General features: G+C 45.9%; 21 protein-coding genes and 2 tRNA genes. 14 read left to right on the forward strand and 9 right to left on the reverse strand.

Annotated elements, in window-relative coordinates; translation table 11 throughout:
* Positions 1-3 precede the first annotated feature (3 nt).
* Positions 4-621 (forward strand): hypothetical protein, encoded by a 618-nt coding sequence (locus V512_RS03965; protein ID WP_099829165.1) that lies wholly within the window; start codon positions 4-6, stop codon positions 619-621.
* A complete protein-coding gene (locus V512_RS03970) occupies positions 618-1,238 on the forward strand; it encodes a metallophosphoesterase family protein (protein ID WP_099829166.1) in 621 nt (206 codons plus the stop codon). Before V512_RS03965 ends, V512_RS03970 begins: the two co-directional genes overlap by 4 nt.
* A gap of 65 nt (positions 1,239-1,303) precedes the next feature.
* Here the strand turns inward: V512_RS03970 and V512_RS03975 are convergent, their stop codons facing one another.
* Both V512_RS03975 and V512_RS03980 read right to left on the reverse strand, forming a co-directional pair.
* Positions 1,304-2,557, reverse strand: coding sequence for a Glu/Leu/Phe/Val dehydrogenase (locus V512_RS03975; RefSeq protein WP_099829167.1), 1,254 nt, complete (start codon positions 2,555-2,557; stop codon positions 1,304-1,306).
* A gap of 182 nt (positions 2,558-2,739) precedes the next feature.
* Positions 2,740-2,814: transfer RNA gene (locus V512_RS03980), tRNA-Arg, on the reverse strand.
* A 225-nt stretch (positions 2,815-3,039) separates the two neighbouring features.
* Between V512_RS03980 and V512_RS03985 the strand changes: the two genes are divergently transcribed.
* Positions 3,040-3,897 (forward strand): pseudouridine-5'-phosphate glycosidase, encoded by an 858-nt coding sequence (locus tag V512_RS03985; RefSeq protein WP_099829211.1) that lies wholly within the window; start codon positions 3,040-3,042, stop codon positions 3,895-3,897.
* The gene (locus tag V512_RS03990) at positions 3,894-5,327 is read left to right on the forward strand and encodes an amidohydrolase family protein (RefSeq protein ID WP_099829168.1); all 1,434 of its coding nucleotides are present in this window, start codon (positions 3,894-3,896) and stop codon (positions 5,325-5,327) included. Before V512_RS03985 ends, V512_RS03990 begins: the two co-directional genes overlap by 4 nt.
* A gap of 164 nt (positions 5,328-5,491) precedes the next feature.
* On the opposite strand, the gene V512_RS03995 is transcribed toward V512_RS03990, so the two are convergent.
* A tRNA-Ile gene (locus V512_RS03995) sits at positions 5,492-5,569 on the reverse strand.
* A gap of 62 nt (positions 5,570-5,631) precedes the next feature.
* Here V512_RS03995 and V512_RS14550 point away from each other — a divergent pair.
* Positions 5,632-5,805 (forward strand): hypothetical protein, encoded by a 174-nt coding sequence (locus V512_RS14550; RefSeq protein ID WP_165775337.1) that lies wholly within the window; start codon positions 5,632-5,634, stop codon positions 5,803-5,805.
* 21 nt (positions 5,806-5,826) lie between these two features.
* On the opposite strand, the gene mnmG is transcribed toward V512_RS14550, so the two are convergent.
* Positions 5,827-7,713 carry a tRNA uridine-5-carboxymethylaminomethyl(34) synthesis enzyme MnmG gene (gene mnmG, locus V512_RS04000; protein ID WP_099829169.1) on the reverse strand — a complete coding sequence of 629 codons (1,887 nt, stop codon included), beginning with the start codon at positions 7,711-7,713 and terminating at the stop codon, positions 5,827-5,829.
* Between the two features lie 48 nt (positions 7,714-7,761).
* Here mnmG and V512_RS04005 point away from each other — a divergent pair, with 48 nt between their 5' ends.
* The 5 genes from V512_RS04005 (at position 7,762) to V512_RS04025 (ending at position 16,598) form a co-directional block, all read left to right on the forward strand.
* The gene (locus V512_RS04005; protein ID WP_099829170.1) at positions 7,762-9,156 is read left to right on the forward strand and encodes a pyruvate carboxylase subunit B; all 1,395 of its coding nucleotides are present in this window, start codon (positions 7,762-7,764) and stop codon (positions 9,154-9,156) included.
* Positions 9,157-9,357: 201 nt separating this feature from the next.
* On the forward strand, positions 9,358-10,548 hold the full coding sequence (locus V512_RS04010; RefSeq protein ID WP_099829171.1) for a maltose ABC transporter substrate-binding protein: 1,191 nt from the start codon (positions 9,358-9,360) through the stop codon (positions 10,546-10,548).
* A gap of 93 nt (positions 10,549-10,641) precedes the next feature.
* Positions 10,642-12,384 (forward strand): ABC transporter permease subunit, encoded by a 1,743-nt coding sequence (locus tag V512_RS04015; RefSeq protein ID WP_099829172.1) that lies wholly within the window; start codon positions 10,642-10,644, stop codon positions 12,382-12,384.
* Complete coding sequence (locus tag V512_RS04020) at positions 12,384-15,155, forward strand: ABC transporter permease subunit (protein WP_099829173.1); 2,772 nt, start codon at positions 12,384-12,386, stop codon at positions 15,153-15,155. Before V512_RS04015 ends, V512_RS04020 begins: the two co-directional genes overlap by 1 nt.
* A gap of 258 nt (positions 15,156-15,413) precedes the next feature.
* Positions 15,414-16,598, forward strand: a complete 1,185-nt coding sequence (locus V512_RS04025) for an alkaline phosphatase family protein (RefSeq protein WP_099829174.1) — start codon at positions 15,414-15,416, stop codon at positions 16,596-16,598.
* On the opposite strand, the gene tsaB is transcribed toward V512_RS04025, so the two are convergent.
* The 5 genes from tsaB to hrcA are packed head-to-tail and all read right to left on the reverse strand — an operon-like array spanning position 16,595 to position 20,945.
* Complete coding sequence (gene tsaB, locus V512_RS04030) at positions 16,595-17,254, reverse strand: tRNA (adenosine(37)-N6)-threonylcarbamoyltransferase complex dimerization subunit type 1 TsaB (protein ID WP_099829175.1); 660 nt, start codon at positions 17,252-17,254, stop codon at positions 16,595-16,597. The genes V512_RS04025 and tsaB overlap by 4 nt on opposite strands.
* Positions 17,255-17,263: 9 nt before the next feature.
* On the reverse strand, positions 17,264-18,121 hold the full coding sequence (locus V512_RS04035; RefSeq protein WP_099829176.1) for a YitT family protein: 858 nt from the start codon (positions 18,119-18,121) through the stop codon (positions 17,264-17,266).
* 1 nt (position 18,122) lies between these two features.
* Positions 18,123-19,250, reverse strand: a complete 1,128-nt coding sequence (dnaJ, locus tag V512_RS04040; RefSeq protein WP_099829177.1) for a molecular chaperone DnaJ — start codon at positions 19,248-19,250, stop codon at positions 18,123-18,125.
* A gap of 21 nt (positions 19,251-19,271) precedes the next feature.
* Positions 19,272-19,889, reverse strand: coding sequence for a nucleotide exchange factor GrpE (gene grpE, locus V512_RS04045; protein WP_099829178.1), 618 nt, complete (start codon positions 19,887-19,889; stop codon positions 19,272-19,274).
* Positions 19,890-19,901: 12 nt separating this feature from the next.
* Positions 19,902-20,945 carry a heat-inducible transcriptional repressor HrcA gene (gene hrcA, locus V512_RS04050; protein WP_099829179.1) on the reverse strand — a complete coding sequence of 348 codons (1,044 nt, stop codon included), beginning with the start codon at positions 20,943-20,945 and terminating at the stop codon, positions 19,902-19,904.
* A gap of 107 nt (positions 20,946-21,052) precedes the next feature.
* Between hrcA and V512_RS04055 the strand changes: the two genes are divergently transcribed.
* From V512_RS04055 to murD, 4 genes are read left to right on the forward strand one after another with little or no spacing between them, the layout of a single operon-like run.
* On the forward strand, positions 21,053-22,549 hold the full coding sequence (locus V512_RS04055; RefSeq protein WP_099829180.1) for a UDP-N-acetylmuramoyl-L-alanyl-D-glutamate--2,6-diaminopimelate ligase: 1,497 nt from the start codon (positions 21,053-21,055) through the stop codon (positions 22,547-22,549).
* Positions 22,546-23,871: a UDP-N-acetylmuramoyl-tripeptide--D-alanyl-D-alanine ligase gene (murF, locus tag V512_RS04060; RefSeq protein WP_099829181.1), complete on the forward strand. Its 1,326-nt coding sequence runs from the start codon at positions 22,546-22,548 to the stop codon at positions 23,869-23,871. The genes V512_RS04055 and murF overlap by 4 nt, the downstream gene beginning before the upstream one ends.
* Complete coding sequence (locus V512_RS04065; RefSeq protein WP_099829182.1) at positions 23,864-24,790, forward strand: phospho-N-acetylmuramoyl-pentapeptide-transferase; 927 nt, start codon at positions 23,864-23,866, stop codon at positions 24,788-24,790. The genes murF and V512_RS04065 overlap by 8 nt, the downstream gene beginning before the upstream one ends.
* Complete coding sequence (gene murD, locus V512_RS04070; RefSeq protein ID WP_243392246.1) at positions 24,791-26,122, forward strand: UDP-N-acetylmuramoyl-L-alanine--D-glutamate ligase; 1,332 nt, start codon at positions 24,791-24,793, stop codon at positions 26,120-26,122.

Consider the following 26,122-nt stretch of genomic DNA (forward strand, 5'->3'; position numbering starts at 1 on the left):
GATATGCCATTACATCTTCTGGTGGCTTACTATGTAGTTGATCATGCATTTGTAAATAATCGAAAGCTTGCAAAGATGGATGATAAGAAGTTCTGGATGCATTTCATTTGGGTCGTTCTGATCTTTCTTGCCTTCACTTTCGACGTCTTTCTATCAAGCCCTCTTGGAATACTTTTACTGATACTTTCTGTCGGCCTGACAGTCACTGTTGACATGGGCCGCAAGAGGTTGCCAAACCTCTTGATCGAAGTCATTGCGTTTTTCCTGCTGCTTTTTTTCACCTTACTGGGAAGAAGCTTCCTCGTAGAATCATTTGTCACTGTTGAGTTTTCCTGGTATCTCATGGGAATGCTTCTGGTAACCGTGGGTGTCACTTACTTTCTTCGAGGGGCCATAGTGCCGGAAGAGGCTACCGACTCAATCGGAATCGCTGAGAGAATGTCTATATTTATCTTCATTCTTGCAAATCACTGGACTTGGGTCATTATCTCGGTTGCTGCCGGGCTTGCTTTCCGGGCAGTCTTTTCAAGGGACTCCAAGAAAGAATGGATAATTAGCCCGCTTGCAGGAATTGTAATATCCTTTCTCTGGCAACTCTTTATGAGGAGATTTCTCGGTTGACCTATGCAATCGGTGACATACACGGTTGCCTTTCACCGCTCAAAAGACTTATAAAGGCGATCGATCTCAAAGCTGACGACACTCTTGTTTTCATTGGTGATTATGTGGACCGTGGACCGAACCCCAGGGGAGTCATCGATTTTCTGATATCACTTTCCGTAAACCATGACTGTCATTTCATTCGAGGTAACCACGAGCAGATGTTCCTTGATTATCTGAGAGGCGCCGAAGGATCTACGATCTGGGCTTATAACGGGATGGAAACAACAATCAGAAGTTATGGGAGTATTAGATCTGTTCCAGAATACCATATTGAGTTTCTCAACGAGACTGTTCTTCACTACGAAGAGAACAACTTCATTTTCGTTCATGCCGGGGTACGGCCGGGAATCTCCTTGAAGAAGCAGAATTCAAAGGATCTTCTGTGGATCCGAGAACCATTTCTGGAGACGCCAAACCCTATCAGGAACCGTACGGTTGTGTTTGGTCATACACCCTTAATTAGCGGCCCTCTAATTCAAGAAGGAAAGATCGGTATAGACACTGGCTGTGTTTATGGAGGCTATTTGACGGCTTACAGAGTCGACGACAACTTCTACTTATCTGAGCGACTCTGATTCTCCCAACATATAAAAAGAGCGGAAGACAATTCTTCCGCTCCGTGAATCTGACAGCAGATATATCAGGGATAGATTCCTCTGAGTTTTGTGGCGTGAGCAACCTTCTCTATAGAGTCAACATATGCGGCAGTTCTCATATCGATGTTGTACCTGTTCATTGTCGATGCTACGGAAGCGAAAGCCTCTCTCATTATCTTTTGGAGAGCTCTTCTTACGTCCTCCACATCCCAGAAATAATGCTGTAGTCCCTGTACCCATTCGAAATATGAGACTGTGACTCCTCCGGCATTTGCCAGGAAGTCGGGAACAACGAAGATCTTGTTTCCAAGAACTATGTCTTCCGCTTCCGGTGTCATAGGACCGTTTGCGCCCTCGACGATTATTCTTGCCTTTATGTTCTTTGCATTCTTCTCAGTAATCGCATTCTCAAGAGCTGCTGGAACGAGGATATCCACATCGAGTCCGAGCAGGTCTTCGTTACTGATCTTCTGTCCCTTCGGGTAGCCCTCGATCACTCCGTTGTTCTGATCCCTGTATGCGATCAGATCATCAATGTCGAAACCCTCAGGATTATAAAGTCCACCAGAAACATCACTCACACCGATGACTTTTGAACCCATCTCTTCATCTATTAGCTTCGCCGCAAACGATCCTACGTTTCCGAATCCCTGAACGGCCACCTTCGCCTGCTTTGGATCCATGTCTTTGTACTTTAGAGCCTCTTCGGCAACCACTCTTACTCCGCGACCCGTTGCTTCCGTTCTTCCCTTAGAACCACCTATTTCCAGAGGCTTGCCTGTAACGATTCCGAGAACTGAATGACCAATGTTCATGGAGTATGTGTCCATGTACCAGGCCATTATCTGAGCGTTAGTATTTACGTCTGGCGCAGGAATGTCTTCTCCTTCACCTATTATGATCTGAATCTCTGAGAAGAATCTCCTTGAAAGTCTTTCAATCTCGTTGATTGAAAGCTCTTGAGGGTTCACACAAACTCCGCCCTTTCCACCTCCGTACGGGATACCAACTACCGCGCATTTCCATGTCATCCAGAAAGCCAGTGCCTTCACTTCATCGAGAGTAACGTTCTGATGGTACCTGATTCCTCCCTTTGCCGGACCTCTGGCTACATTGTGCTGTACCCTGTGCCCAGTGAAGACCTTGATTTCCCCGTTATCCATTCTTACGGGGAAATTCACAGTTAGCTCTCTTTTCGGAAAAGACAAGACCTGCCTCATGCTCTGGCTAAGATCCATGACATCGGCAGCTTTATTGAACTGCTTAAGTGCATTTTGGAACAGACTTGTTTCGGCCACGAGAATACCTCCTCCATATTGGTGTTCTTCATTAGAATTCTATGATCATAATGAATACTTCTCAAATCGATGTACGGGCGAATGGCACCGTCTACAGCTAATTAACGTACTCTAAGTAGCCTTTTCTGTACCAGTTTCCATTATGCTAATTACCAATAAAAAAGGCGAGGAAAACCTCGCGCTGGTACCCCCAGAAGGAATCGAACCTTCATCTGCGGATTAGGAATCCGCTGTTCTATCCGTTGAACTATAGGGGCACATCGTGGAAATTATAGCATCATGGTTCCGGCTTTTCAATGACGCGACTTTTTGAGTAGATTTAATTATCATACATTACGTGACGTTCTGTTAAAATTGATTGGACAGACTTCTTAGAGCCTGCTTCAACAGTTCTTTGAAACCTGTGTTTGCAGCTGTTCTGGTTGTCTGAAAAGTTTTGTACACAGCTTGCCGCATATGAGAATTATGAGAGGTGAATATTGTTGAAAAGAGTTGTAGCTCTTGAATCTACAGTTATAGCTCACGGCCTTCCACAAGGTATTAACTTCGAAACTGCTCTGAACATGGAGCGGGCAGTCAAAGAAAATGGCGGAATACCAAAAACCATAGGAATTCTAGACGGAAGAATTATCGTGGGTGTAAACGAGGAAGAGATGAGAAGACTTGGAACGGGTCGAAATGTCCTCAAGGTTGGTACTGCAGAGATATCCTACGCAACAGCGATGAAGAGAGATGCAGCAACGACCGTCAGCGCTACAATGGCTATTGCAAAGTTGAATGGAATCTCTGTATTCGCTACGGGGGGAATCGGAGGAGTTCACAGAGGAGTAGATTGGGATGTCTCTCAAGACATCATAGAGCTTTCGAGAACTAGAATGATCGTAATATCGGCAGGCGTGAAGAGCATTCTTGACGTACCAAAGACCCTGGAGTTTCTTGAAACCTTCGGAGTAACAATCGTTGGTTACAAGACCGATTGTTTCCCGTTCTTCCACTGCTCAAAAAGCCCTTACAAAATCAATCTAACCATAGACTCCCCAAAAGAGGCAGTGATGATTCTGAAAGAAAAAGAAAGGCTTGGAATAGAGGGCGGACTGCTAGTAGCTAATCCTATTCCCGAAATGGACTCTATGGACTACGATGAATTGAGCGCTCTCATTGAATCCGCTCTAAAAGCAGCCGTAGAAGAAGGGATCTCGGGGAAGACTCTCACTCCATATCTGCTCGGCAAACTCGCGCTGCTGTCAGGAGGGAAGACACTTGATGCAAACATTTCCCTACTGATAAACAATGCCGCGCTCGGTGGTCTTATAGCCGCTAACTCGGGAGAAGAACTATGAACGGTTACTCCTTGAAAGGCGGATTTGTCTATTTGGAAGAGACCGGAGCTTATTCTTGCAAGGACCTCTACATTGACTCAGGAGAATTCTCTGCAGATACTCCTTATGGTGCTCAAGAGATAGATATTTCAGGCAAATTCGTTTACCCTGGATTTGTCGACTCGCATGCACACCTCATTGGAACGGGAAGAAAGTCTCTGGAGGTTGATCTAGAGGGCTGCAGCTCTATCGAATCGCTTGCCGATAGGTTGAGCGTTGATCGAAGGATAGTAAGAGCTAGAGGCTGGGATCAGGAAGTGTTAGGGTTTATGCCCGTGAGAGGAAAGCTTGATCTCATCACTTCAGAACCAACGATTATTACCAGAAGGTGCGGACATATCGCCTGCGTAAACTCGTCCCTGATAAAGCTATTAGACCTTGAAAGACTTCACGGTCTTGATGGTTCGGACATCGATCTTGGAATACTCAAGGAGAGAGCTCTAGAGGAGATGGACCGGATAGCAAAACTCTCTCCTGCTGAAGTCAGAGAAGCGATTGAAGCGGGAACAAGGTCCTTTTTGAAATATGGAGTGACTTCGGTACACAGTGACGATTATCACGGCATAGATTATGAACTCCTTATGGAGGCTCTCTCGAGCGCGAACAAAATGAGAGTCTACGAAAAGCTCTGCATCTCCAGAAAAGAAGATCTGGAATTGATCAAACATGGCAGGCAATTCGAAACTGATTTCTTCCGACTGAGAGCTGCAAAGATGTATCTTGACGGGTCGCTCGGAGCAAGAACGGCGGCGATGATTGAGCCTTACCACGATTCTCCGACCGAAACCGGCGTCCTATATATGACTGCCGATGATCTTAGGCCGATCGTGAGGAGAGCAGACAGAGAAGGAATTCAGGTCTGCGTACATGTTATAGGAGATCGGTCACTGGAAGAGGCCCTCTTGGCTTTTGAAGGATCGAACAGTGAAACTCTCAAGCATAGACTAATTCACGTTCAGATCGCGTCTGAGGACCAGATAAGAAGGATTGCCGGCCAGAGACTAACCGCATCGATTCAACCGGTTTTCGTTGACTCTGACAGCACAATTGCACCGGAGAGGTTCGGGCCGATCCGGATCAAAGATGCCTACCCGTTTGGAAAGATGAGAGATATGGGAGTAGTTGTTGCCTTCTCAACCGACTCACCGGTAGAGAGCACTTCGGTAGTCAAGAACCTCGTTTCGGCCGATAGATTCTTCTCCAGAAAGGACAGCATAGAGATGTATAGCAAAGCCGGACACACTCTAGCAAACAGTGTCAGATCCTTCGCGCTCAATCCAGGGGACCCAGCAGATTTCTTCGTAACCGGCTCAGATCTCTTAAAGACGAGAGAAGATACTTTCGCGGACATGACATTTGTTTCAGGAAGGTTAGTGCATACACTAGAATGAAATCAGTCTCGAACCGTAAACCGTAACTCGTATTGTACATAAATGCTTCATCTACTTTCTTTACGCTTCGTCACTTATATGTTAAATATAAGAAAACTATCTTGAAGAACACTGGCAAAACTGCTAAAATTAGTACAGAAAAAGGCGGCATAAGCCGCCGAGTCTGGTGGGCTCGGGTGGAGTCGAACCACCGACCGCCCGGTTATGAGCCGGAAGCTCTAACCAAACTGAGCTACGAGCCCAGACACAAAATTGATTATAATATTCCTCATGACTTGTGTCAAGAGGTTCAGGAGATGGTCCAATGCTAAACAACAGCTCTGTGGGTCTTCGGATATCTGCAGATCCGGTTCAGGAAATGACTGTGAAGTATCCTAGGGTTCTTGTAATAAAGGCCGCGTTCTCTCTTCTGAAAGACGGAAAGTCAATTGAACATAGAGATCTGGAAAAAACTTTACAGACCTTGCTCTCGCGATAAAACCAGAACCCAACTCGGATCTTATTTCTGGTTGTGATGCTTGAGATGAAAAGATAGATTCATGATGTCTGAGGGTGTCAAGCCGGGTATTCTCGTTGCTTGGCCTATCGTTGTAGGCTTTGTTCTTTTCAGCTTTTCTCTTCCTTCTGTTGAGAGGTTGGATACTTCACCATAATCTAAGTTGGAGGGGATTTGATCTCCCTCGAGCTCTTCAAGTCTCTTGACCTCTTCCCTAAGACGCTTAATATATCCACTGTACTTGATCTCTATTTCAACTTGTTCTATCACTTCATCATCAACAATCGGTTCGGGATCGTAATCTGAAAGGTCCCTGTACTCAACTCCCGATCTTTTTAGCAGACCCGAAAGCTTTGCGGGCGTATCAAGTCTCGAACTCCTCTTACTAATTAATAGCTGGTTCAACCTTTCAGAAGGTCTGACGGTCACTCTTTCAAGTCTTAAGACCTGATTCCTGGTCTGGTTTGCTAATCGGGATACCTTCTCACTGAACCAGTCGGGCACTAGTCCGTATTCATGACCGTACTCTGTAAGCCTTATGTGCGCATTATCGTGCCTGAGAAGCAATCTGTACTCCGCTCTTGACGTGAGAAGTCTATAAGGTTCATCCACTCCCTTCGTCACAAGATCGTCGATCATAACTCCAATATAAGCTTCCGATCGACTTAGTACAAGCTGCTTCCCGCCATGCAGCTTCGCTGATGCGTTGATTCCCGCGATCAAACCCTGACCGGCAGCTTCCTCGTAACCACTGGTCCCGTTTACCTGACCAGCGAAATACAGATTCTCGACTAATTTGCTCTCCAGCGTTGAGTACAACTGAGTCGGATCTATATAGTCGTACTCGACAGCATAAGCCGGCCTGACGATTTCCGCCCTCTCAAGCCCCTTTATTGTTCTGATCATTTCCAGCTGTGTCTCGAAAGGAAGGCTGGTTGAAAGACCGTTCAAATAGTACTCGTCGCTCAAAGCACTCTCGGGTTCAACAAACAATTGATGGCTACTCTTATCAGAGAACTTGATCACCTTATCCTCAATCGAAGGGCAGTATCTCGGTCCCTTTGAATCGATAAGCTTAACATCCCCGTACAGCGGCGAGAATCTGAGGTCTCTCTTGATGATGTCGTGTGTTCTCTCATTTGTCCTGGTCAGCCAGCACGGATGATCGTCTTCAAGGACAAAGGGCTCGGAAAAGTATGAGAAACAAAGCGGGGTATTTGAGGTACCCTGACGCTCCATACTGGAGAAATCGATTGATCTGCCTGCTATTCTTGCAGGGGTCCCAGTCTTGAAACGTCTGACTTCGAACCCCAAAGCTTTAAGCGATGCAGTTAGCTCGGTTGCTGGAAACTCACCAAGCCTTCCTGCGGGAAACTCCTGTGGTCCGATGAATATCTTCCCTCCAAGAAAGGTGCCCGAAGCAACTATTACAGAACGTGCAGAGTACCTGAGGCCAAAGTGCGTCGTGATGCCTCTTACACGACCCTTATCCACTTCTATGGACTTCACAATTCCAGACTGCAAGTGCAGATTTTCCTGCATCTCAAGTATTCTCTTCATTATCTGGCTATACCTGTTCTTGTCCACCTGAGATCTCAGTGCTCTGACGGCGGCTCCTTTGCTGGTGTTTAGAACTCTTATATTGAGTGATGCCTTATCTGTTGACTTGGCAATCTCCCCACCGAGCGCGTCTATCTCTCTTACGACAATGCCTTTCGCTGGGCCCCCCACAGCCGGATTGCAGGGCGTCCAACCAACCGTGTCGAGGTTAATATTTAGAATAAGCGTTCTCATGCCCATTCGCGCGCCAGCTAATGCGGCCTCGATACCGGCATGTCCGGCCCCTATGACGATTATGTCGAATTCGTAATCTCTTTTATTTGATCGCATAACATCACTCCTCTATCATAGTATTGTACACAGAAAGGAGGCATTAAGTTGAGAAAAGTCCGTTTCGTTGACACTACGATGAGAGATGCGCACCAGTCACTTCTGGCCACTAGGGTCACAACAGCTGAGTTGGCAGATATAGCTCCTCTTGTCGATCAGGTTGGTTACCACGCAGTGGAGGTCTGGGGCGGAGCAACCTTTGACTCCTGTGTTAGATACCTTAATGAAAATCCTTGGGAAAGACTCGATGTACTCAAAGAGAGATTTAAGAATACCAAGCTTCAGATGCTTCTAAGAGGTCAAAATCTTCTCGGTTACAGAAACTATGCAGATGATGTTGTAGAGCTCTTTGTTAAGACTATGGCAAATCACGGGATTGATATTGTAAGGATCTTTGACGCCCTTAACGACCTAAGAAATCTGGAGAAGTCGGCAAGCGCAGTAAAGGATGCTGGAATGCACCTTCAAGTAGCAATGTCGTATACAACCAGTCCCGTTCATAACATCGATTACTTTGTGAAGATCTCCGACAAAGCTGCGGATTTGGGCGCAGACTCTCTCTGTATTAAGGACATGGCAGGCCTTCTGAAGCCTGGAACGGCTTCAACTCTTGTAAATGAGATCAAGAAGAGGCACTCTATCCCTTTGGAGGTACACTCTCATTTCACAACGGGTATTGCCGATATGGCTTACTTGAAGAGCGCTGAGGCCGGGGCCGATATTCTCGACACCGCCACGTCTTCAATGGGATTCGGAACCTCACAACCTGGTGTCGAGAGCATATGGACAACATTACACGATATGGGGCTCTCAGAGAAGCCAAATTACCCTCTACTCAAAGAGATAAACGACTACTTTTCAAGGGTTAGGAAGAATCACAGTGGCACTGATGCAGGTTTCACTATAAACACTTCAGTTTTGGAAAATCAGATTCCGGGAGGAATGTACTCCAATCTAATAAACCAACTGAAATCTCAGAACATGAGCGACAGATTCGAAGAGGTTCTCGAAGAAGTTCCTCAGGTACGCGCTGATCTCGGTTATCCCCCCCTTGTTACTCCAACATCTCAAATAGTGGGCGTGCAAGCGGTCTTGAATGTTATGAACAACGAGAGATACAAGACGATCACGAAAGAAGTAGAAAGATACATAAGGGGATTCTATGGAACACCTCCTGCAGAAATCGACAAGTCACTGAAATCAAGAGTTATGGGAGATGAAGAGTCGATTTCTCATAGGCCGGGCGACACTCTTGACCCAGAAGTCGAAAAAGGAAGAAACGAACTCGGCCTGCTGGCCGAATGCGATGAGGATCTTCTTATATACCTGTTACTTGGAGAAGTTGGAAAGAAGTATCTTAGTCAGAGATACAGAGATTCTCTCAGAGTCGACTTTGAAGTCGCGAAGGATTTTAGAGAAGGGATAACGGTATACCCAGTTTGATTCGTAGTATTAACAATATTCACGAAGATAGAACTATATTAAAGCTAACAAGAGGCAACTGTAGACTACTTAGCGCCTTCATGAAGAATGGGGGCGTTTTTTTTGTTCAATCTCTGCATTAACACTTCTTTAATTAACCGGAACTTTCTGATACAATTTGTTTAGGGTGTATCCCAATTCTATCAAAGGAGGGTTCAGAAGATGAGAAAACTCGCAGCTGTTCTTTTAGTGCTACTTCTAGTCTTATCTTTTGCAAGCGCAAAGTTGGTGATTTGGTCCTCTGAGAACCAGATCCCTGCACTTGAGAAGTTGGCGGCAGATTTCGAAAGTGACTACGGAATTCAAGTGGAGATTCAGCAGGTGAACTTTGGCGACATAAAGTCCAAGTTCCTTACCGCAGCTCCCGCAGGCGAGGGCCCCGACATCATAGTAGGCGCACATGACTGGGTTGGTGAACTCGCTATCAATGGCCTTATCGAACCGATTCCATTTCTTCCCGAAGCCGATCAGTACTACGATGTCACTCTAGATGCCTTCAGCTACGGCGGAAACCTCTACGGTGTCCCCTATACTGTTGAGGCGATTGCAATCATCTACAACAAGGATCTCGTATTCAAAGCACCGAAAACAATCTCAGAGCTTGAAGAACTTGCTTTCGAGGCTGCAGATGATGAAGTCGTGGGCCTGATCTACGCAGTTGGGGATTTCTATCACTCCGCACCTTTCATACTGGGAAGAGGCGGCTATATCTTCAAGGAGACTGCTGCGGGTCTTGATGTAACCGACATAGGCCTGAACAACGAGGGTGCGATTGCAGGCGGAAACCTCATCAAATCTTGGTTCGACAAAGGCCTAATTCCTGGCGGTCCAAATTACAACCTGATGGACTCTTTGTTCAAAGACGGACTGGCCGCATTCATTATTAACGGCATATGGGCAACCCCAAGTTACCGCGATGCGGGTATCGACTACGCGATTCTTCCTTTCAGCGAAATCACATTCGACGACGGTACAACTCCGAGACCATTCGTCGGAGTACAGGGCTTCATGATAAACTCAAAGTCTCCGAACAAGCTTGAAGCCACTGAATTCGTGGTGAACTACATCGGAAGCTTCGAAGGCCAGTACGGAATGTTCCTCGGAGAGAGAAGAGGTACGGCAAGAGCCGACGTGTTTGCATTTATTGAAGCGGACGCCGGTCCAGAGCTGTATGATGTTTTACAGTTCTCCAAGAGCGCTTCAGTAGGAACACCAATGCCAAACGTTCCGGAAATGGCGAGCGTATGGGGAGCAATGGGCGATGCACTTGGCCTTATTATCAACGGTCAGGATACAGTGGAGAACGCTTTCAATTCTGCAGTAGAGAAGATCAAGACTACAATTGGAAAATGATTGTTCTCTCTTGACTTATCCACATATCTAAATCTTGTTAGACTGAGCGCGGGAGACTCCCGCGCTCTGGTTTAACTGTCCGGAGGGATTACCTTGAGTGGAAGACGATTTGTAATCTTTCTCTTTTCCCTGGCTATCCTCGCAATATTCAATGCCTTTTCTCTATGGAGCATATATCTGTTATTTGCCGATGGGAATTTCGGCTTGATGGTAACAATGGTCATCCTGACTCTGCTAATTGATATAATTGCGTTGAATCCAAAGGGTTACCCGTACAGATATATGATTCCCGCAATGATATTGCTTTTCATTCTCACGCTATATCCAATGTACTACACTTTCAGAACTGCCTTCACTAATTACGGAACCGGGCATCTATTCACAAGGCAGCAGTCAATTCAAAAGCTCCTCAGCGATTACTTCTACATCCCGGAAAACCCCGAGGAATTCGAGTTTTCCATCTTTATCGAGCTCGACAACTATAGCCCCACAGACAGATTCATAACTCTTCTGAAGTCGAAGACGGATGGAGAGATGTATGCCACTCTTAGGCCTCAGGTTGTAAGCAGAGATGCATCGGGGAACATCACACTGGCCACCGCCAAGATGTTCGAGATAAAATCGGACAGTTTCGTTATCGGCGGGGTGAACTACACTCTTTCACGCTCTCCGGATGACCGAATCCTGGCTATCCTATCTGATGCCGGTGCAAGGTATATATACTTTTATTCTCCCCAAGACACCTCCACCAGGCCGAACGCTCCCTTCTACTTCAGCGAAATAAGAGGAGTGTGGCTCCGAAATGCCGAATTTACAGACTCGGAGGGTAATCAGATAAGACTATTCCCAAACTCTCTTTACACAACCTTTGCCACCACTGAAAGGAAGTATGCGTTAAGGACTGAGACTTCATTCTCCGCCGGAAGAGCCATTCAGGAGACCGTTGTCTATAACAGGCAGACGGGAAGGACCTTGATCGAGGAGGGTGGCTTTTTCTATGATATCGACGCAAATGGAAACGAGTTCATAGTTGAGGGCTACATATCTGACGTTGGTTTTTGGAACTTCGTTAGGATGTTCCAGGATCCGAAGATAAGGGACCCGTTTTTTCAGGTATTCGGCTGGACGTTTACCTGGGCCGGACTTAGCGTTCTCTTCTCATTCGTAATTGGCCTGGCGCTGGCAATCACACTGAATGATCGGAGACTTAAGGGAAAGAAGATTTACAGAACACTGCTCATCATTCCCTGGGCCGTACCTGCCTTTATCTCTGCTCTTGTATGGAGAAATGGCTTCTTCAACGAAACCTATGGAGTTCTGAACAGGTTCATTGTTCAGGGACTCTTTGGGCTTGAACCAATAAAGTGGCTGAACGATGCCTTTTGGGCCAAAGTTTCAGTCTTGATTGTCAATACATGGTTGGGCTTCCCGTACATGATGACAGTAAGCCTCGGTGCTTTACAGAGTATTCCCGAAGAGTTTTATGAGGCCTCATCGATCGATGGTGCAACGAGACTCCAGAGATTCAGAATGATTACCTTCCCCCTGTTAATGGTTACTGTTGCACCTTTGCTTGTCGGCAGCTTTGCCTTCAACTTCAACAACTTCACCGGCATTTATCTGGTGACCCAAGGTGGACCCGCAATTCCTGGAGCTTCGACACCCGCTGGGGCAACTGATATCTTGATCTCATACACTTTTAAGCTGGCGTTTGAAGGGAGAGGTCAGGACTTTGGCTTTGCCAGTGCCATTTCAATTATCATATTCATAATCGTCGCCGGCTTCAGCTGGATAAACTTTAAATTGTCCGGTTCCTTTGAAGAGGTGAGCAGATAATGGCCGTTGAGAGAAGAAAATACTGGTTAAGACACATAATCTTGATAGCTGTTGTCGTTGTGGTTCTCTTTCCCATGGTTTGGTTGATAACCACTTCAATAAGACGTGACCAGGCAGCTTTCTCGTCAAGGCTCTTTTCAACCAGAGTAACTCTTCAACACTACAGGAACCTTCTTTTCCCGGAAAGAAGCGTAGGAAGGCTTGTTCTTGATCTCCAGAGTGCAACATACGCCACAGGAGACTACAGAGGGAAAAGCCAGGAGGATCTGAAGAATACTGTTGAGAAGTTCCTCACTAAATTCGATTCTCTTATGGATGAGAGCGAAGAAATGGTTAGGGCAGTCGAAGGCGGTACCGCTGCAATTGAAAGCAATCTGGTAGAAATGGAGAGCATGATAATCAAGGAAATGAATGAGCTGAGACTCAAAGACAAGGTCCTCTTCGAAGAGAGACTCAAAGAGATAGGTGGACTAGACGAACTGAAGACGGCCTACGCGGTAGGAGAAATTCTTCAAACCGCCTCACCTTCTCTTGAAGGAACCTATCCCTTCTACATCGGATTGCTTGGCGAAAGGTCATCACAAGTCATCGAGTCTCTCGAAGCTTACAGAAACCTGTACGAAGAGGTATTCCGTCATCGCGACGAGACGCTGCTAGCAATAGAAACCCTTGAATTTGAGAACAAGAAAGAAGTGGTGGAATCACTGAATTCTGTTGAAGATTACATATCTCTCTCTGGCATTGACTACTCTGAATGGCGAAGAGTTGAGTGGCTTCAAGTTATTAACAGATATCTAAGGGAGGTCGAATCTTCGATGCCCGAAGATCAAGCCTCCGAGCTCAACCGGATCAGGACAGGCCTATATGATTCCTTCAGATCTGCCGGTAACGCATGGGAAGCGGCAGCTGCTTCCAGTGCAGCCCTTTCTGAAGAACTATCTTTCCTGGCGGAGACGGCCTTTGGAACCGACTACTATGAGTACCTGGCCGCAAATGAAAAGTTGGAAGCAATAAAAAAGAACCTCGAGTCTACCGAAAAGGCTCTAGTCGTCTCAAATTCGGCATTAGGCGAACTAGAAGACTCTTTTGAAGTCGCATTGCCGACCGTCGTGTCTGAAACTAGAAAACTCTCTGCCGTCGTTCCACCGCTGCAAATGATAATCACTAAAGGCGCAGGTAATAGTACGGCTGTGACGGAGGCAAAAGTCAGGTCATCACTCGAGAGAATCGATTCAGCAAAGGAGACCATAGATCTTCTCCAGCGGCAGCTATCAAGTATGCAGAACGTCCGTGGGCTGAGCACAAGTCTTTCCGATCTCTCGGATAAGATGGCCTGGTTCTTAGGCAATGGCGAAGCTCTCGTAAGCGCATCTGCAAACTCAGAAGTCTTAAAGGGAGCAGACGTAATAGACATAGCCCTGTCAAACTTGTCGAGGGTATTGCCTGTTCTTGAGATGAGTGTTGCAGAGTATATTGAGGTATCGGAGAGAACGATCGCTCTCACGACGGAACTGGAATCCCTGAAGAAAAGCATGGAAGACCTCGAGAACAGGATCTCTGAACTTCAAGAAGAAGCTGAGAGAGCAGAAAGAGAGCATGCAAAAGTCCTTGAAGCGATTAGTATACAAGCTGCGATGCTGTTTGTGGAGGAGGAAATAACCTCGCTGGAAGGCGCCAGAAATTATGTATCGAAGCTGTCCGGTGTGCTGAACAACTACTTCAACATAAGAGCATCAACCCGTTACAGGACCCTTCTGTGGTACGATGATTTCATTCGGGCTGATTTGGAGGCAAAGGAAGGGACGGCTCTGCTGAATCAGCTAATCTCTACTATGAGATCGATGAAGGATGAACTTGCATCCAAGGTAAACTACTACATCGATCTGAGATTCCTTGGGACTTCGGTAACCCTAGATGACTTCGGAAAGATGCAGGAGACTTACAATTCTCTCTTTCAGCAGGTTAACGCTAAGTACCAACGTGCATCTAGGTTAATATCCGATCTAATCGAGAAGCCCACAACCTATTCATCTCCATATGATGGCATATTGAAGGAGATAGACAGAGCCTTATTCAGAACAAATCAGATCTGGGCACAAAAAGAGAGTACTTATTTCTATTTCGTCAGGTGGCTTCTTAATTCAATAATCGTAGCACTTTCTGTGTCGCTTATCAGCGTTGCCGTTGCAGCTCTAGCTGCGTATCCTTTCAGCAGAATGAGATTCCGTGGAAGGAAGCAAGGTTTGCTTGGCCTCCTCCTTATTCAGATGTTCCCTACAATAATGTTCATGGTGGCTCTCTACGCTTTGCTGCAGTTCATTGGAAGTTTAATTCCATTCCTGGGACTAAACACGCTTGGAGGCCTGATATTTGCTTATTCAGGAGGAATTGCCTTCAACATCTGGCTGATCAAAGGCTATTACGATACAATCTCTAACTCTCTCGAAGAGGCAGCAATGATCGACGGGGCAACGAAATTCCAGGCCTTTTTAAAGGTGATTTTACCGCTTGCCAGACCGATTCTGGCTGTTGTGGCTATTCTGACGTTTATGAACATCTTCAACGAGTATCTGATTGCAAGGATAATTCTTCAGGACATGAACAAATGGACATACGCAGTTGGCCTTTGGCAGTTCTCGGGAAGATTCGAAACGAGCTGGGGCCCATTCACTGCCGCAGCGTTGATTGGAGCAGTTCCGATGGTCATATTCTTCCTCGTGTTACAGGACTACATCGTTGGGGGTTTGACACAGGGAGGAGTGAAAGAGTAACTTACCCTAAACTCGTCCGATTTGTGATGAGAGCCAGTTAATTTTCAGGAGCCCGTCCCTAAGCAACCGGGATCGGGCCCCTGAATTTTGAAGGTCGTGAGTATTTCGAACAGTGAATGTTGGGAGCGGAAAGACCTATGTCATATATAATTGAAGAGAAAGGATTCAGTAAAGTTTTTTCTCACTCTGTTAGAGTGTAGATACTAGTAAGATAGGAATCTGTCGCACTCAAGATTGTCCAGATGGAAGGTGTTGCAGATGGAGTTCATTTATCCCAATTACGACACAGGTTCAATAGTAAACCTATCAGCTGCCATTCTGAAGCACTTCGATGCTGAGATACCTTCAGGGGTGAAGGAGTATTGCTTCTCAGAACACGGAATTAGCATCGATGGAATAGATAAGCTAGTGGTATTCATAATCGATGCTGTTGGCTATTATAACTTGATGAAGGTCCTTGAGAAAAGCAGTTTCAAACACTTCTCTGTCGAAGATGTAAGAAGTCTGACTTCTGTCTTCCCTTCAACCACTTCCAGTGCTCTCACTTCGTTGTTCACGGCCACAACGCCTGGAGAGCACGGAGTACTCGGGTATCTTCTCAATATTCCAGAGTACGGCGGACTAGTGAATATGATCGAGTTGACTCCCTACACTCAGGATAGAGACAATCTCACCAGATTGGGCTTTGACCCTCTTAAGTACAATCAAAATCCAACTATCTTCGAATCTCTGAAGGAAGCTGGCGTAAAAGGTTATCATCTCACATCCAAGAGTTTCGTGAACACAGGACTGACGAGAATGCATTCCCGCGGAGGCATAGCCAGGGGTGTTCATGGATTGGGAGATATGTTCGAGGAACTCAATACCATCCTTGCTGCGGATGAATCCGAAAGTCTGACGGTTGTCTACTGGGGTCTTATCGATACTTACGGTCACAAGTACGGTCCAAACTCCTTATCTTTCACTTCGGAAACCGCAGCTCTTATCTCGGCGATCGAAGGGTTCTTCGATGAGACGACTGAGAGAAACACCGCATTCTTCATCACTGCCGATCACGGTCAAATCGAAACCCCTTGGGAGCAAGAGATCTGGTGGTCAAAGTTCGACGATATCTTCGATGAGATGTACTCCATGCCGGGAGGTGAACAGCGCATGTCCTACATATATTCTCTCGATAAAGAAAAAACAAGAAAGAAGATGGAAGAGCTTTTTGGAGATTCTATTGAGATCATAGAGCCATCCCGTCTTGATGAAATAAAGCTCTTCGGCAGGCCTCTGAGCAATTCTTTCAGGAAGAGGATAGGTGAGCTCATTACCGTATCCAAGGACGACTCATCATTGTGTTTCAAATACACAGGTCAGGAACACTCGCTCAAAGGAAGGCACGGAGGTTTGACAAAGGAGGAAATGAACGTCCCTCTAATACTTCTGAGAAGGGATTAGTGGCTTTTTTCAGTCTTTCTATTCTCCCAGTTTATTTCAGCGATTGACTTCTGCAAGTATATCGGTTTAAGGTCAGAATAACCTATGAACTCTCCTGCAGCAAACTTCTCAACTGCGATTTCTCTCATCGCTGAGGGGTCCTGATGTCTCACTTCACTGCAATCAAATCTTTCGAAGGCCTGTTCTATTTCACCGTCAAAAAAGAGTTTCGTCCCTGACAAGTCGATCGCGGAGACTAACTCGGCGGTACTACTGAACTCAGTTTCTCTGACTGGCACTCTCTCTCTGTATTCTCTCCAGTAATAGTGCCCCTCTCTTCCGCGTCTCAGGAGAATGAATCTCTCATCACCGATCGAGCTTGCCAGTATATCAAGAGAGTTAAAAGGAACTACGCGGATATCATACGGAAAGGCGATACCTTTGGCTGTTGCAATGCCTACTCTCAAACCCGTAAGGGAACCGGGACCAACACCGACCCCGATGAAGTCGAGTTTCGGGACCTCAATCTTGAGATTCTCTATCATCTGCTCTACCATTACGGCTAACAAAGAACCGAATTTGTCGATTTCTCGAGCCTTTATCTCCATCTCTCCCCTGCCATTACAGGCCGAGAGAAGAAGAGTTTTAGAAGAAGTGTCGAAACATATATACTTCATCGCATCTCCTCAGCTGAGATTCTTGAAGCCTTCACCGAAGACATCGGCATTGTTCACAATTATCACAAAAGCCCGTTTGTCTGTGGCCTTCACTATATGCCTTAACTGCCCTATCTCTCTTCTTCTTATTGATACCATCAAAACAGGTCTGTCTTCTCCGGAAAAGCCGCCCGTCGCCTTAATCATCGTCGTGCCACGCTCCATTTCCTCAATAATTCTCTTCTTTATTGAATCACTTTCCACGCTAATAATGAAAGCCGTTCTTGTGTTGCCGATACCCTCGATTATCCCATCTATTGTCTTGCTTGTAGTGAAAATCGTTATTATTCCGTACATTGCTGCGATAGGTCCGAATACGACAATGGCGAGCATTGTGATTAGTGAATCGCTTATTAACAGACCCGTTCCTGTGCTGAAATTCAGATACTTTGAGAAGATCATAGCAAGTATATCTGTTCCTCCAGTGGAAGCTCCGCGCCACAACACCAAGCCCATGCCAGCACCAGCAATAACGCCACCGTAGATTGCCACCAGCAGAAACCCGTCTTGTGTAGAAGAAGCATCGAAAACCGGGAAGTCCAGCTTCTGAAGAAGATCAACCGTTATGGACATAAGTACCGCCGAGTAGATCGACTTTATTCCAAAACCTACTCCCAGAATCACGAATGCAAGAAGAAAGAGAGCAATGTTGTACACAAACATCTGAGCTCCCACCCAGAAACCGAAGACCCTGTAGATAATTATTGCAAGCCCGCTGACGCCGCCGGCGATAATGTTGTTCGGAATCAAAAACGAAACAATTGAAACAGCAGTCAGTATTGAACCGACCGTAATCAGGAAGTAGTCAACGAATACCTTCCTATTCACTTCACTCTACGACCCTTGAGTTTTTCAGTTTTGCGATTTGCTGTAGGAGCTTCCTCTCTTTGCTTGAAGGCTTGTTAATATTCACCCTCACCGTTACGAGAAGATCTCCACGCCTATTGCCGGAAACACTTGGAACACCAAGGTTTTTCATCCTGAATACCGTGTTTGGACTAGTTCCCGCCGGGATCTTAAGGGTCTCCGTACCTCCTTCGGGAAGGGGTATCTCAACCGTGGTGCCTAGTGCACCTTCAACATAGTCTATCTCCTTGGTAATATACAGATCGTTTCCACTACGTCTGAACTCCGAAGGCATTTCGACTCTTACACTTACGTAAAGGTCTCCGTACGCACCTCCATTCTGCCCTGAATTCCCGTGACCGCCAATTCTAAGAGTTGCTCCATTCTCAACTCCTGCAGGAATCGTAACGCTCACCTGGTGTCTCTCCTTCACGTAGCCTCTGCCGCTGCACTGACCGCAGCGCTTATCGATTATCCTTCCCGTTCCGTTGCAGGTATTGCAGGCATGAGTGTTGCTGAACATCCCAAAGAATGATCTATGCTCCTCTTTCACATAACCGCTTCCATTGCAGGTAGGACATGTCCTGAAACTCGTGCCGTCTTCGGCTCCCGTTCCTTTACACTTGTGACAGACCTTATTTCTGTCATACTCAAGTATCACTTTCTTCCCAAGTATTACGTCTTTCAAATCTATGGCAACCGAAGCATGAATGTCCTCTCCCCTAACCGCTCTTGGACTCTGGGATCTGGAACTCGTACCTGACCTGCTTCCTCCAAAGAAGACATCGAAGACATCCTGAAAATCGCCGAACATATCGTCGAAGCTTCCTCCAGCGCTTCCAGGAGTTCTTCCAGAGCCACGGCTATAGGAAGAAGGATCTCCCACATATCCGAAACGGTCGAACATCGCACGCTTTTCTTTGTCGGACAAGACCTCATAGGCCTCCTGAATCTCTTTGAATTTCGCTTCGGCATCCTTCTTGTCTGCACCTTTGTATGCATCAGGATGCCATTCCTTGACGAGTCTTCTGTAAGCCTTCCTTATATCTTCATCAGACGCATTTCGTGAGACTCCTAGAATCTCATAATAGTCTTTTCTTGATTGAGCCATCTAAATCACCACCGAATGCTCTTATTCAGACTCGGAAGAGTTGTTTATGGCAACAACGACTCTTGCAGGTTTGAGAACCTTGCCGTTAAGATAGTATCCATGTTCGACGACATCATGAATCGCCATATCGGGAACATCGTTTGAAGTAATCGTCTCTTCAACTTCATGAGTGAAAGGATCAAAGGGCCTGCCCACCTCGGGGATTATCAGGGATAGCCCTTCGTCGAACATGAGCTTTTCAATCGATTTATGAATAAGCCTGACACCAGAAATGAACCCTTTCCTAGAATCTTCTGAGTTTCGCAGAGCGCGACCAAGATTTTCATAGATTTCGATGATTCTAAGGATCATCCTCTCTTTGTATCTTTTTGCATCCTCCTCCGACTCACGAATAAGAGCATTTCTATAGTTGATGAATTCCGATCTCAGCCTGGAGTTTTCATCTTTGAGAACCCTTATTTCATTCTTAAGACTCTCCACTTCATCTATTTCAAGCTCCTTTTCTTGTTTTTGTACGTCTTCCAACTTAGTTTCTTCCTCTTTTACTTCTTCGGACACATTTGGTTCATTCTCTTCTTCAATCGAGCCACCCTTTTTCTCTAGATCCTCGAGATTCTTGGTGTTCTTGTCCTCCAACATAGTTCACTCCTCCTATCTATTCGAAAAAACCTCTGATAATCTGTTAATTGAGAAGTCGAGATAGGCGTTTACCTTCTCATAGTAAGTCAGCTTAGGCGAGATAACGAATACACTACCAATCTTCTCATCGTTTCTGGAATAGGGAGATACAAATACGGCAAAGTTTCTGAGCTCCTCTCTGCCAACTTCCTCACCTATGAAAACTCTTTGATCATAAATATCGCCAAAGGAGTTAAGCAATATCTCAAGATTCCTCGGATTCTCAACCGATCTTACGAGTCCGGAAATGTCGGCAGAGTCCAGAAGATCGTTTGAAATTATGAACTCCAGGCCATATTTGTAGTACTTCTCTTCGTTCTCCTTATCAAAGATACTCTGAAGAAAATTTATTATGTCTTGCAATCTCCTATCATGCCACTGATCGTACCTCAGTTCAACGTCCCTTATTCCCTTTCTTATTTCCCCGATTGTCTTTCCTACGACTGCCATGTTCACGTACTTCTGGAAGCTGTCTATATCGAATTCACTAGCTCCAAGGAAGACTGTCGTATTTAGACTGACTCCAAGATCGGTTACAATGGATACATTAAGATAACCATCGGTTATCTTCGAGATCGAAACGCTGTTCACCAGCAGTCTGTCAAACTTCGGCTTCTCAATGACCACAAAACCCGATACAGCACGTGCCAGAATTCTGGTCATACCCTGAAGAAGATGCTCAACATCACCCACAGTGCTGGTCTGTCTTATTGCAATTGCTACATTGCTTTCTTGAAGATCCTCGGTGATCGTTTTAACTGAATCGAAATAGAACCTTAAGCCCTTGTCGGTCAAAATCCTGCCTGCTGAAGTATGAGGTTGATAGATATAACCTAAAAACTCCAGCTTTCGCATGTCGTTTCTTACGGTCGCAGAACTATACTTGAGGTTAGAGTGCTCCAGAACCTGCTTTGAACTCACAGGTCTTCCAGAGGCTATGTATTCTCTCGAAATACAATAAAGCACTCTTATCTGCCTTGGATTCAATTCTGGACCACCTGTACGTTTTCTTGACACCTAGCACTCCCTCCCATAGACTGCTAATAAATGTTACCATATGCCGCCTCTGTTGTCAACTTCAGAGACCGGTGATACAATCTTTAAGAGCGAAAGGGGTGTGATCAATGAGGTTATCTCAGGTCATAGAACTCCTCGGTAACAGTGTTCTTCAGGTTGTGAATCCCGGCAATACAGATCCGGAATTTGATCATATCGAGAGTGACTCACGTGTTCTTAGAGAGAGAAACCTCTTTGTATGCATTAAGGGTTCGAGCTTTGATTCACACCTGGTTGTGAGGGAGCTTCAGAGAAGGGGCGCAGTCGCTCTGATAGCGGAGCTGCCGATTGAAGACGAAGAAGTCGTCGTTCCGATTGTTTACGTGAAGAGTTCTCGTCTTGTTGAAGCACTACTTACCATGGAGGAGCACAGCCATCCTTACAGAAAACTCACTACTATCGGTGTAACTGGCACAAACGGGAAAACAACAATTACAACTCTCATCTATCACGTTCTCTCTTCCTTTGAGAGAAAGGCATCTTTAATTGGCACCGTTAGAAATGTGGTTGGCGAGAGCATTTACTCAAATCCAAAGAACACCACTCCGGGACCTATAGAACTTGCTAAGCTTCTCCAACTGTCGGCGGAGAAGAAGAGTGAATACTTCATTATGGAGGTCTCATCACACTCTCTTTCGATGAACAGGGTCGAAGGTATGCGTTTCGATGTCGGGATAATCAGCAATGTTACGAGAGATCATCTAGATTTCCACCCGACTTTCGATGATTACTATAGATCAAAGATGAGACTGTTCTCGTTGTTGAAGACTAATGGAATCGCCATTGTAAATGGAGACAAGATAAACATTGCAGATATCCATATAGCCAGAAACAGGATAACAACCTACGGATTTGGCGATGAATCAGATTACAGAATCGAGAATCTCGATATATCGAGGACGGGGATGGACTTCACCATACAGACTCCATACGGTTCTTCCCATAGAATATATTCGAGATTGATCGGCGAACATAATGCTTACAATATTGCAGCAGCAGTAGCAACTCTAAACTCACTGAATTACGACCTCGACCACATCGCTAAAGCCATTTCTTCCTTTGGAGGGGTACCGGGGCGATTCGAGTTTGTTGAGGAGGCTACCAAATATGGCTTCGATGTGGTAATAGACTTTGCCCATACGCCAGATGCTCTTGAGAAGCTTCTTAAGACAGCGAGAAGACTGACTCCCGGAAGACTAATCCTGGTATTTGGTGCCGGCGGGTCGGCCGATAAGGGGAAGCGACCGCTGATGGCAGAAGTATCTTCGAAGTTCAGCGATGTGGTTATACTCACTTCTGACGATCCGAAACTCGATGATCCCACCGAGATTCTTAGCGATCTCGAGAGCGGAGTAGACAAGTTCAAACCTTATCTCGTCATTCCCGATAGACGGGAAGCTATATCGGTTGCTCTCACCCTAGCAAACCGCCAGGATATGGTCTTGATAGCAGGACGTGGTCACGAAGACTTCCAGCTTCTGCGTGACAGGAAGATCCCCTTCAACGACAAACAGGTCGTAAAAGATATTCTAGAAAGTAAGTTTCGGAGGCACATCAAGAAGTGATTCCAACATCGGTAATTGAAGAACTCTTGAGTTACTCGGAAGATAGTCGAATTGCTCTCGATTCCAGAAAGGTGTCTGCCGGAGACGTCTTCGTCGCAATAAAGGGAGATATAGCCGATGGAAATGATTTCGTTGAAGACGCATTATCTGCTGGCGCGACTCGCGTTTTTTCGAACAGACCGTGCGCGGATCCTAGAGTGATTACGGTTCATGATACGGTTGAGCTTCTTATGGAAGCGGCTAAGGAAGTCATATCGCGCTCGCACCTCAAGAGCAGAATAGCCATAACCGGCTCCAACGGAAAGACCACGACGAAGGAAATCACAGCCTTTCTTCTTTCACAGCTTGGAAAGACCTTCAAAACGGCCGGCAATCTCAACACAGAGATAGGCTTGCCTCTCTCCTTACTCGAAAACAGGAGGGAGCTGCTATCGGCTAAATATGGGGTTTTTGAACTAGGTACCAATGCCAAAGGAGACATAAGAAGACTTGTGGATCTTGTTGAACCCAATCTTTGCGTTCTTCTAAATGTCGGCACGGCACACGTTGGAAACTTTGGAGGAATCGATGAACTGCTTGAAGAGAAGTTGTCAATCTTCGAATCAGGAAAGCTCTCCAGAGCTGTTTTGGGCGGAACCGACGAAAGATTGAGGAAATTCGCCGCCGATATGCCTGTTGAAACTCGTCTCTTTGGAAGGAATGACGCAGACTTTTCCATAGTAGACTTCTCTTACGGCAGTGGCGAGACTTTGCTTCATTTCGACTGCGAAGGCGATAGATTCGTCCGACTTAAAGGTATCTGGAGTCTTGGACAGTTGATGGATCTGGGGGCCGCTTACCTTGTGGCTAACTTTGAAGGCCTCGAAGAACCTTCAATCTTCCTGAGCGATTACAAGTCTCCATTCAGAGATCGTTTCAGCGTCGAACACCTTCATGGAATAACTCTGATCAGCGATTTCTACAACAGCAGCCTCGAATCTTGGGAGTCGGCAATTGTCTCTATTGAGAAGCTCAGTTACTCCCGAAAAATCGCTGTAGCGGGCTCTATACTGGAGCAGGGCGAAGAAGAAGCTAATACTCATGAAAAGCTTGGCAGATTGCTGGGGAAGTTCGATATTACGATTCTTTTCAATCATGACAAAGCGATTGAGGCTGCATCGAAGTATGTAGAACCCTCGCTAATTACTGACAGTGTTGAACAGTTAGCCGAATGGCTATTCGAGAACGTAAGAAAAGGGGACCTGGTTTTTCTCAAGGCTTCAAGGGCAGTAGCCCTGGAAAGAGTGCACAAAGCGTTTGTCGAGATGATGAGAAATGCATAGGGAAGCCCTTTCCTTTCTCCTGGCATTTCTGCTGGCAGCTATTGTCATTGAGCCTTTCAAGAGATTTCAAAGGAAGAAGAAAATAGGCCAGTACATTCGAGAAGAAGGACCGGACCTCCATAATTATAAAACGGGAACACCAACAGCCGCCGGAATTGTCTTTCTTCCTATTGCTCTTGCAATTTCCGTCATATTTGCCTTTAGGATAGAGGTTTTGCTGGTTGTTCTTACGGGCGTTTTATTTGGCCTGATAGGTCTCGTAGACGATGTCTCTAAGATCGTTAAGAAGAACGCATCCGGTTTGAGTGGCAAGAAGAAGTTGTTGCTTCAATTGGCTTTTGCATCAGCCATGGTCTTGGTCATTCAGGTTATCAATCCACATACTCACATGGCGTTTCCACTTTTAGGAGAGATAGATTTTGGCCTTGCCTACTATCCAATATCGACCGTGGTAATTGCCGGAATGAGCAATGCAGTTAACCTTGCTGACGGGGTAGACGGGCTGGCAGGTTCTATGTACATATTCTCGCTGGCTCCAATGATGCTTCTTCCAGTTTGGCAGAATGGGATAATCGCACCGATTTGCGGTGCACTGGCAGGATTTCTGTGGCACAACTGGTTTCCCGCCACGGTTTTTATGGGCGACACAGGGTCGATTTCTCTCGGAGCAATGATAGCCGTGATGTTCGCATTGGACGGACGGGAAGGCTTCCTTCTCTTTTTCGGTATGATGTTCCTCGTAGAGATGTTTAGCGTGATTATTCAGGTGTTTTCATTCAAAGTCTTCGGGAAGAGAGTGTTCAGGATGTCTCCAATACATCATCACTTCGAACTGCTCAATTGGAAGGAAAGCAAAATCGCTTTCAGGTTTTCATTGATCGCTTTTATTGGTGCAGTCTTCGGTCTGCTCTCATGGTAGGTGAATAGTTTGCTTGAAGGAAGAATCGGTCTTGTGGGATTTGGCGTCTCAAATCAGACGCTCCTGAGAAGGTTAGTAGAAGATAAAGATCCTTTCTCTTTGTTCGTCTCCGACAACGGTAATATTGGGGATGAAGGAAAGAGAATACTGAAAGAGAATCTAGTGGAGTATGAAGAAGGCGGACATACGGAAAGGTTGTTCAGCTGCGATGCTTTCGTGGTTTCACCCGGTATATCGCCCTTTTCCGATGTCGGCAAAAGGATAATTGACTCTGGAAAGCTCTTCACTACAGAACTCGAAATCTCCCTTGACCGACTGTGGTCAAAACCAAGAGGGACGGTCATTGGCGTAACCGGAACAAATGGAAAGTCGACAACCGTAACGATGCTGAATCACATTATCTCCGGAAAGAATAAGAAGGTCTTTCAGGGCGGGAACCTCGGAAACCCTCTTGCAGGAGTGAAAGACGACTTTGATTACTATATTCTGGAGGTTAGCTCCTTTCAGCTAAGATGGTTTGCAGAGGAAAAAATACGGTTCCACCTGTCCGCTATAATAAACCTAGGAGAGGACCATCTAGACTATCACAGGAGCATTGACGATTACTTCAAGTCGAAGTTGAGAATTGCAAGAATGACTGAGGGTTTCACTCTACTGCCGAAGGCTGTAGCAGACAGTCAAAAGGAGAATCTTGCCAACTGCAAGCTCATGCCTTTCTCTACTTCCTGCGAAGCAGACAACTGCTTCGACAGGGAACATTTAATGGTAGCGGGAGTGCCGTTTGAGACTTCATCCCTTCCGTTCACCGGACTACACAACTATGAAAATTCTCTTGTAGTTCTCATGATCTCACGACTCATTGGGCTGTCTGCAGAAGATGTTTTTGAAGAGCTGAGAAGCTATTCATTTCTCTCCCATAGACTTCAGCTGGTAAGAGAGTTTGAAGGAGTCAAGTACTACGACGATTCGAAGGCGACCAACGCCCACGCAGTCAGTGCCGCTCTGAGGAATTTCGAACTATCGAAAACAATTCTGATTCTCGGGGGTCAGGAGAAGGATGAGACATACATCGAGTTGATCGAACAGCTTGGTCAACTTAAGCACGTGGTTATGCTGGGAAACTCAATGAAGATATTATCTGCTAAACTTCAAATGAGAGGAATACCGTTATGCATTGCAGGAAACATGGCAGAAGCAGTTGGTATTTGCAGAAGGTTAGCACTCTCAGGCGATAGCGTAGTGCTGAGTCCGGCCGGTTCAAGCTTTGATCTTTACAAGAACTATGGAGAAAGAGGAAATCATTTCAGAGAGATAGTCAGCGCATTGGAGTAG

The sequence above is a fragment of the Mesotoga sp. Brook.08.105.5.1 genome, assembly GCF_002752635.1.
In the GTDB taxonomy this organism is placed as follows: domain Bacteria; phylum Thermotogota; class Thermotogae; order Petrotogales; family Kosmotogaceae; genus Mesotoga.

What these genes read in the sequence shown, in the direction of transcription:
- V512_RS03965 (WP_099829165.1), top strand. Translation starts at nt 4, where the DNA reads ATGCCATTACATCTTCTGGTGGCTTACTATGTAGTTGATCATGCATTT.
- V512_RS03990 (WP_099829168.1), top strand. Translation starts at nt 3,894, where the DNA reads ATGAACGGTTACTCCTTGAAAGGCGGATTTGTCTATTTGGAAGAGACC.
- V512_RS14550 (WP_165775337.1), top strand. Translation starts at nt 5,632, where the DNA reads ATGCTAAACAACAGCTCTGTGGGTCTTCGGATATCTGCAGATCCGGTT.
- mnmG (WP_099829169.1), bottom strand. Translation starts at nt 7,713, where the DNA reads ATGCGATCAAATAAAAGAGATTACGAATTCGACATAATCGTCATAGGG.
- V512_RS04010 (WP_099829171.1), top strand. Translation starts at nt 9,358, where the DNA reads ATGAGAAAACTCGCAGCTGTTCTTTTAGTGCTACTTCTAGTCTTATCT.
- V512_RS04020 (WP_099829173.1), top strand. Translation starts at nt 12,384, where the DNA reads ATGGCCGTTGAGAGAAGAAAATACTGGTTAAGACACATAATCTTGATA.
- V512_RS04025 (WP_099829174.1), top strand. Translation starts at nt 15,414, where the DNA reads ATGGAGTTCATTTATCCCAATTACGACACAGGTTCAATAGTAAACCTA.
- tsaB (WP_099829175.1), bottom strand. Translation starts at nt 17,254, where the DNA reads ATGAAGTATATATGTTTCGACACTTCTTCTAAAACTCTTCTTCTCTCG.
- dnaJ (WP_099829177.1), bottom strand. Translation starts at nt 19,250, where the DNA reads ATGGCTCAATCAAGAAAAGACTATTATGAGATTCTAGGAGTCTCACGA.
- grpE (WP_099829178.1), bottom strand. Translation starts at nt 19,889, where the DNA reads ATGTTGGAGGACAAGAACACCAAGAATCTCGAGGATCTAGAGAAAAAG.
- V512_RS04055 (WP_099829180.1), top strand. Translation starts at nt 21,053, where the DNA reads ATGAGGTTATCTCAGGTCATAGAACTCCTCGGTAACAGTGTTCTTCAG.
- V512_RS04065 (WP_099829182.1), top strand. Translation starts at nt 23,864, where the DNA reads ATGCATAGGGAAGCCCTTTCCTTTCTCCTGGCATTTCTGCTGGCAGCT.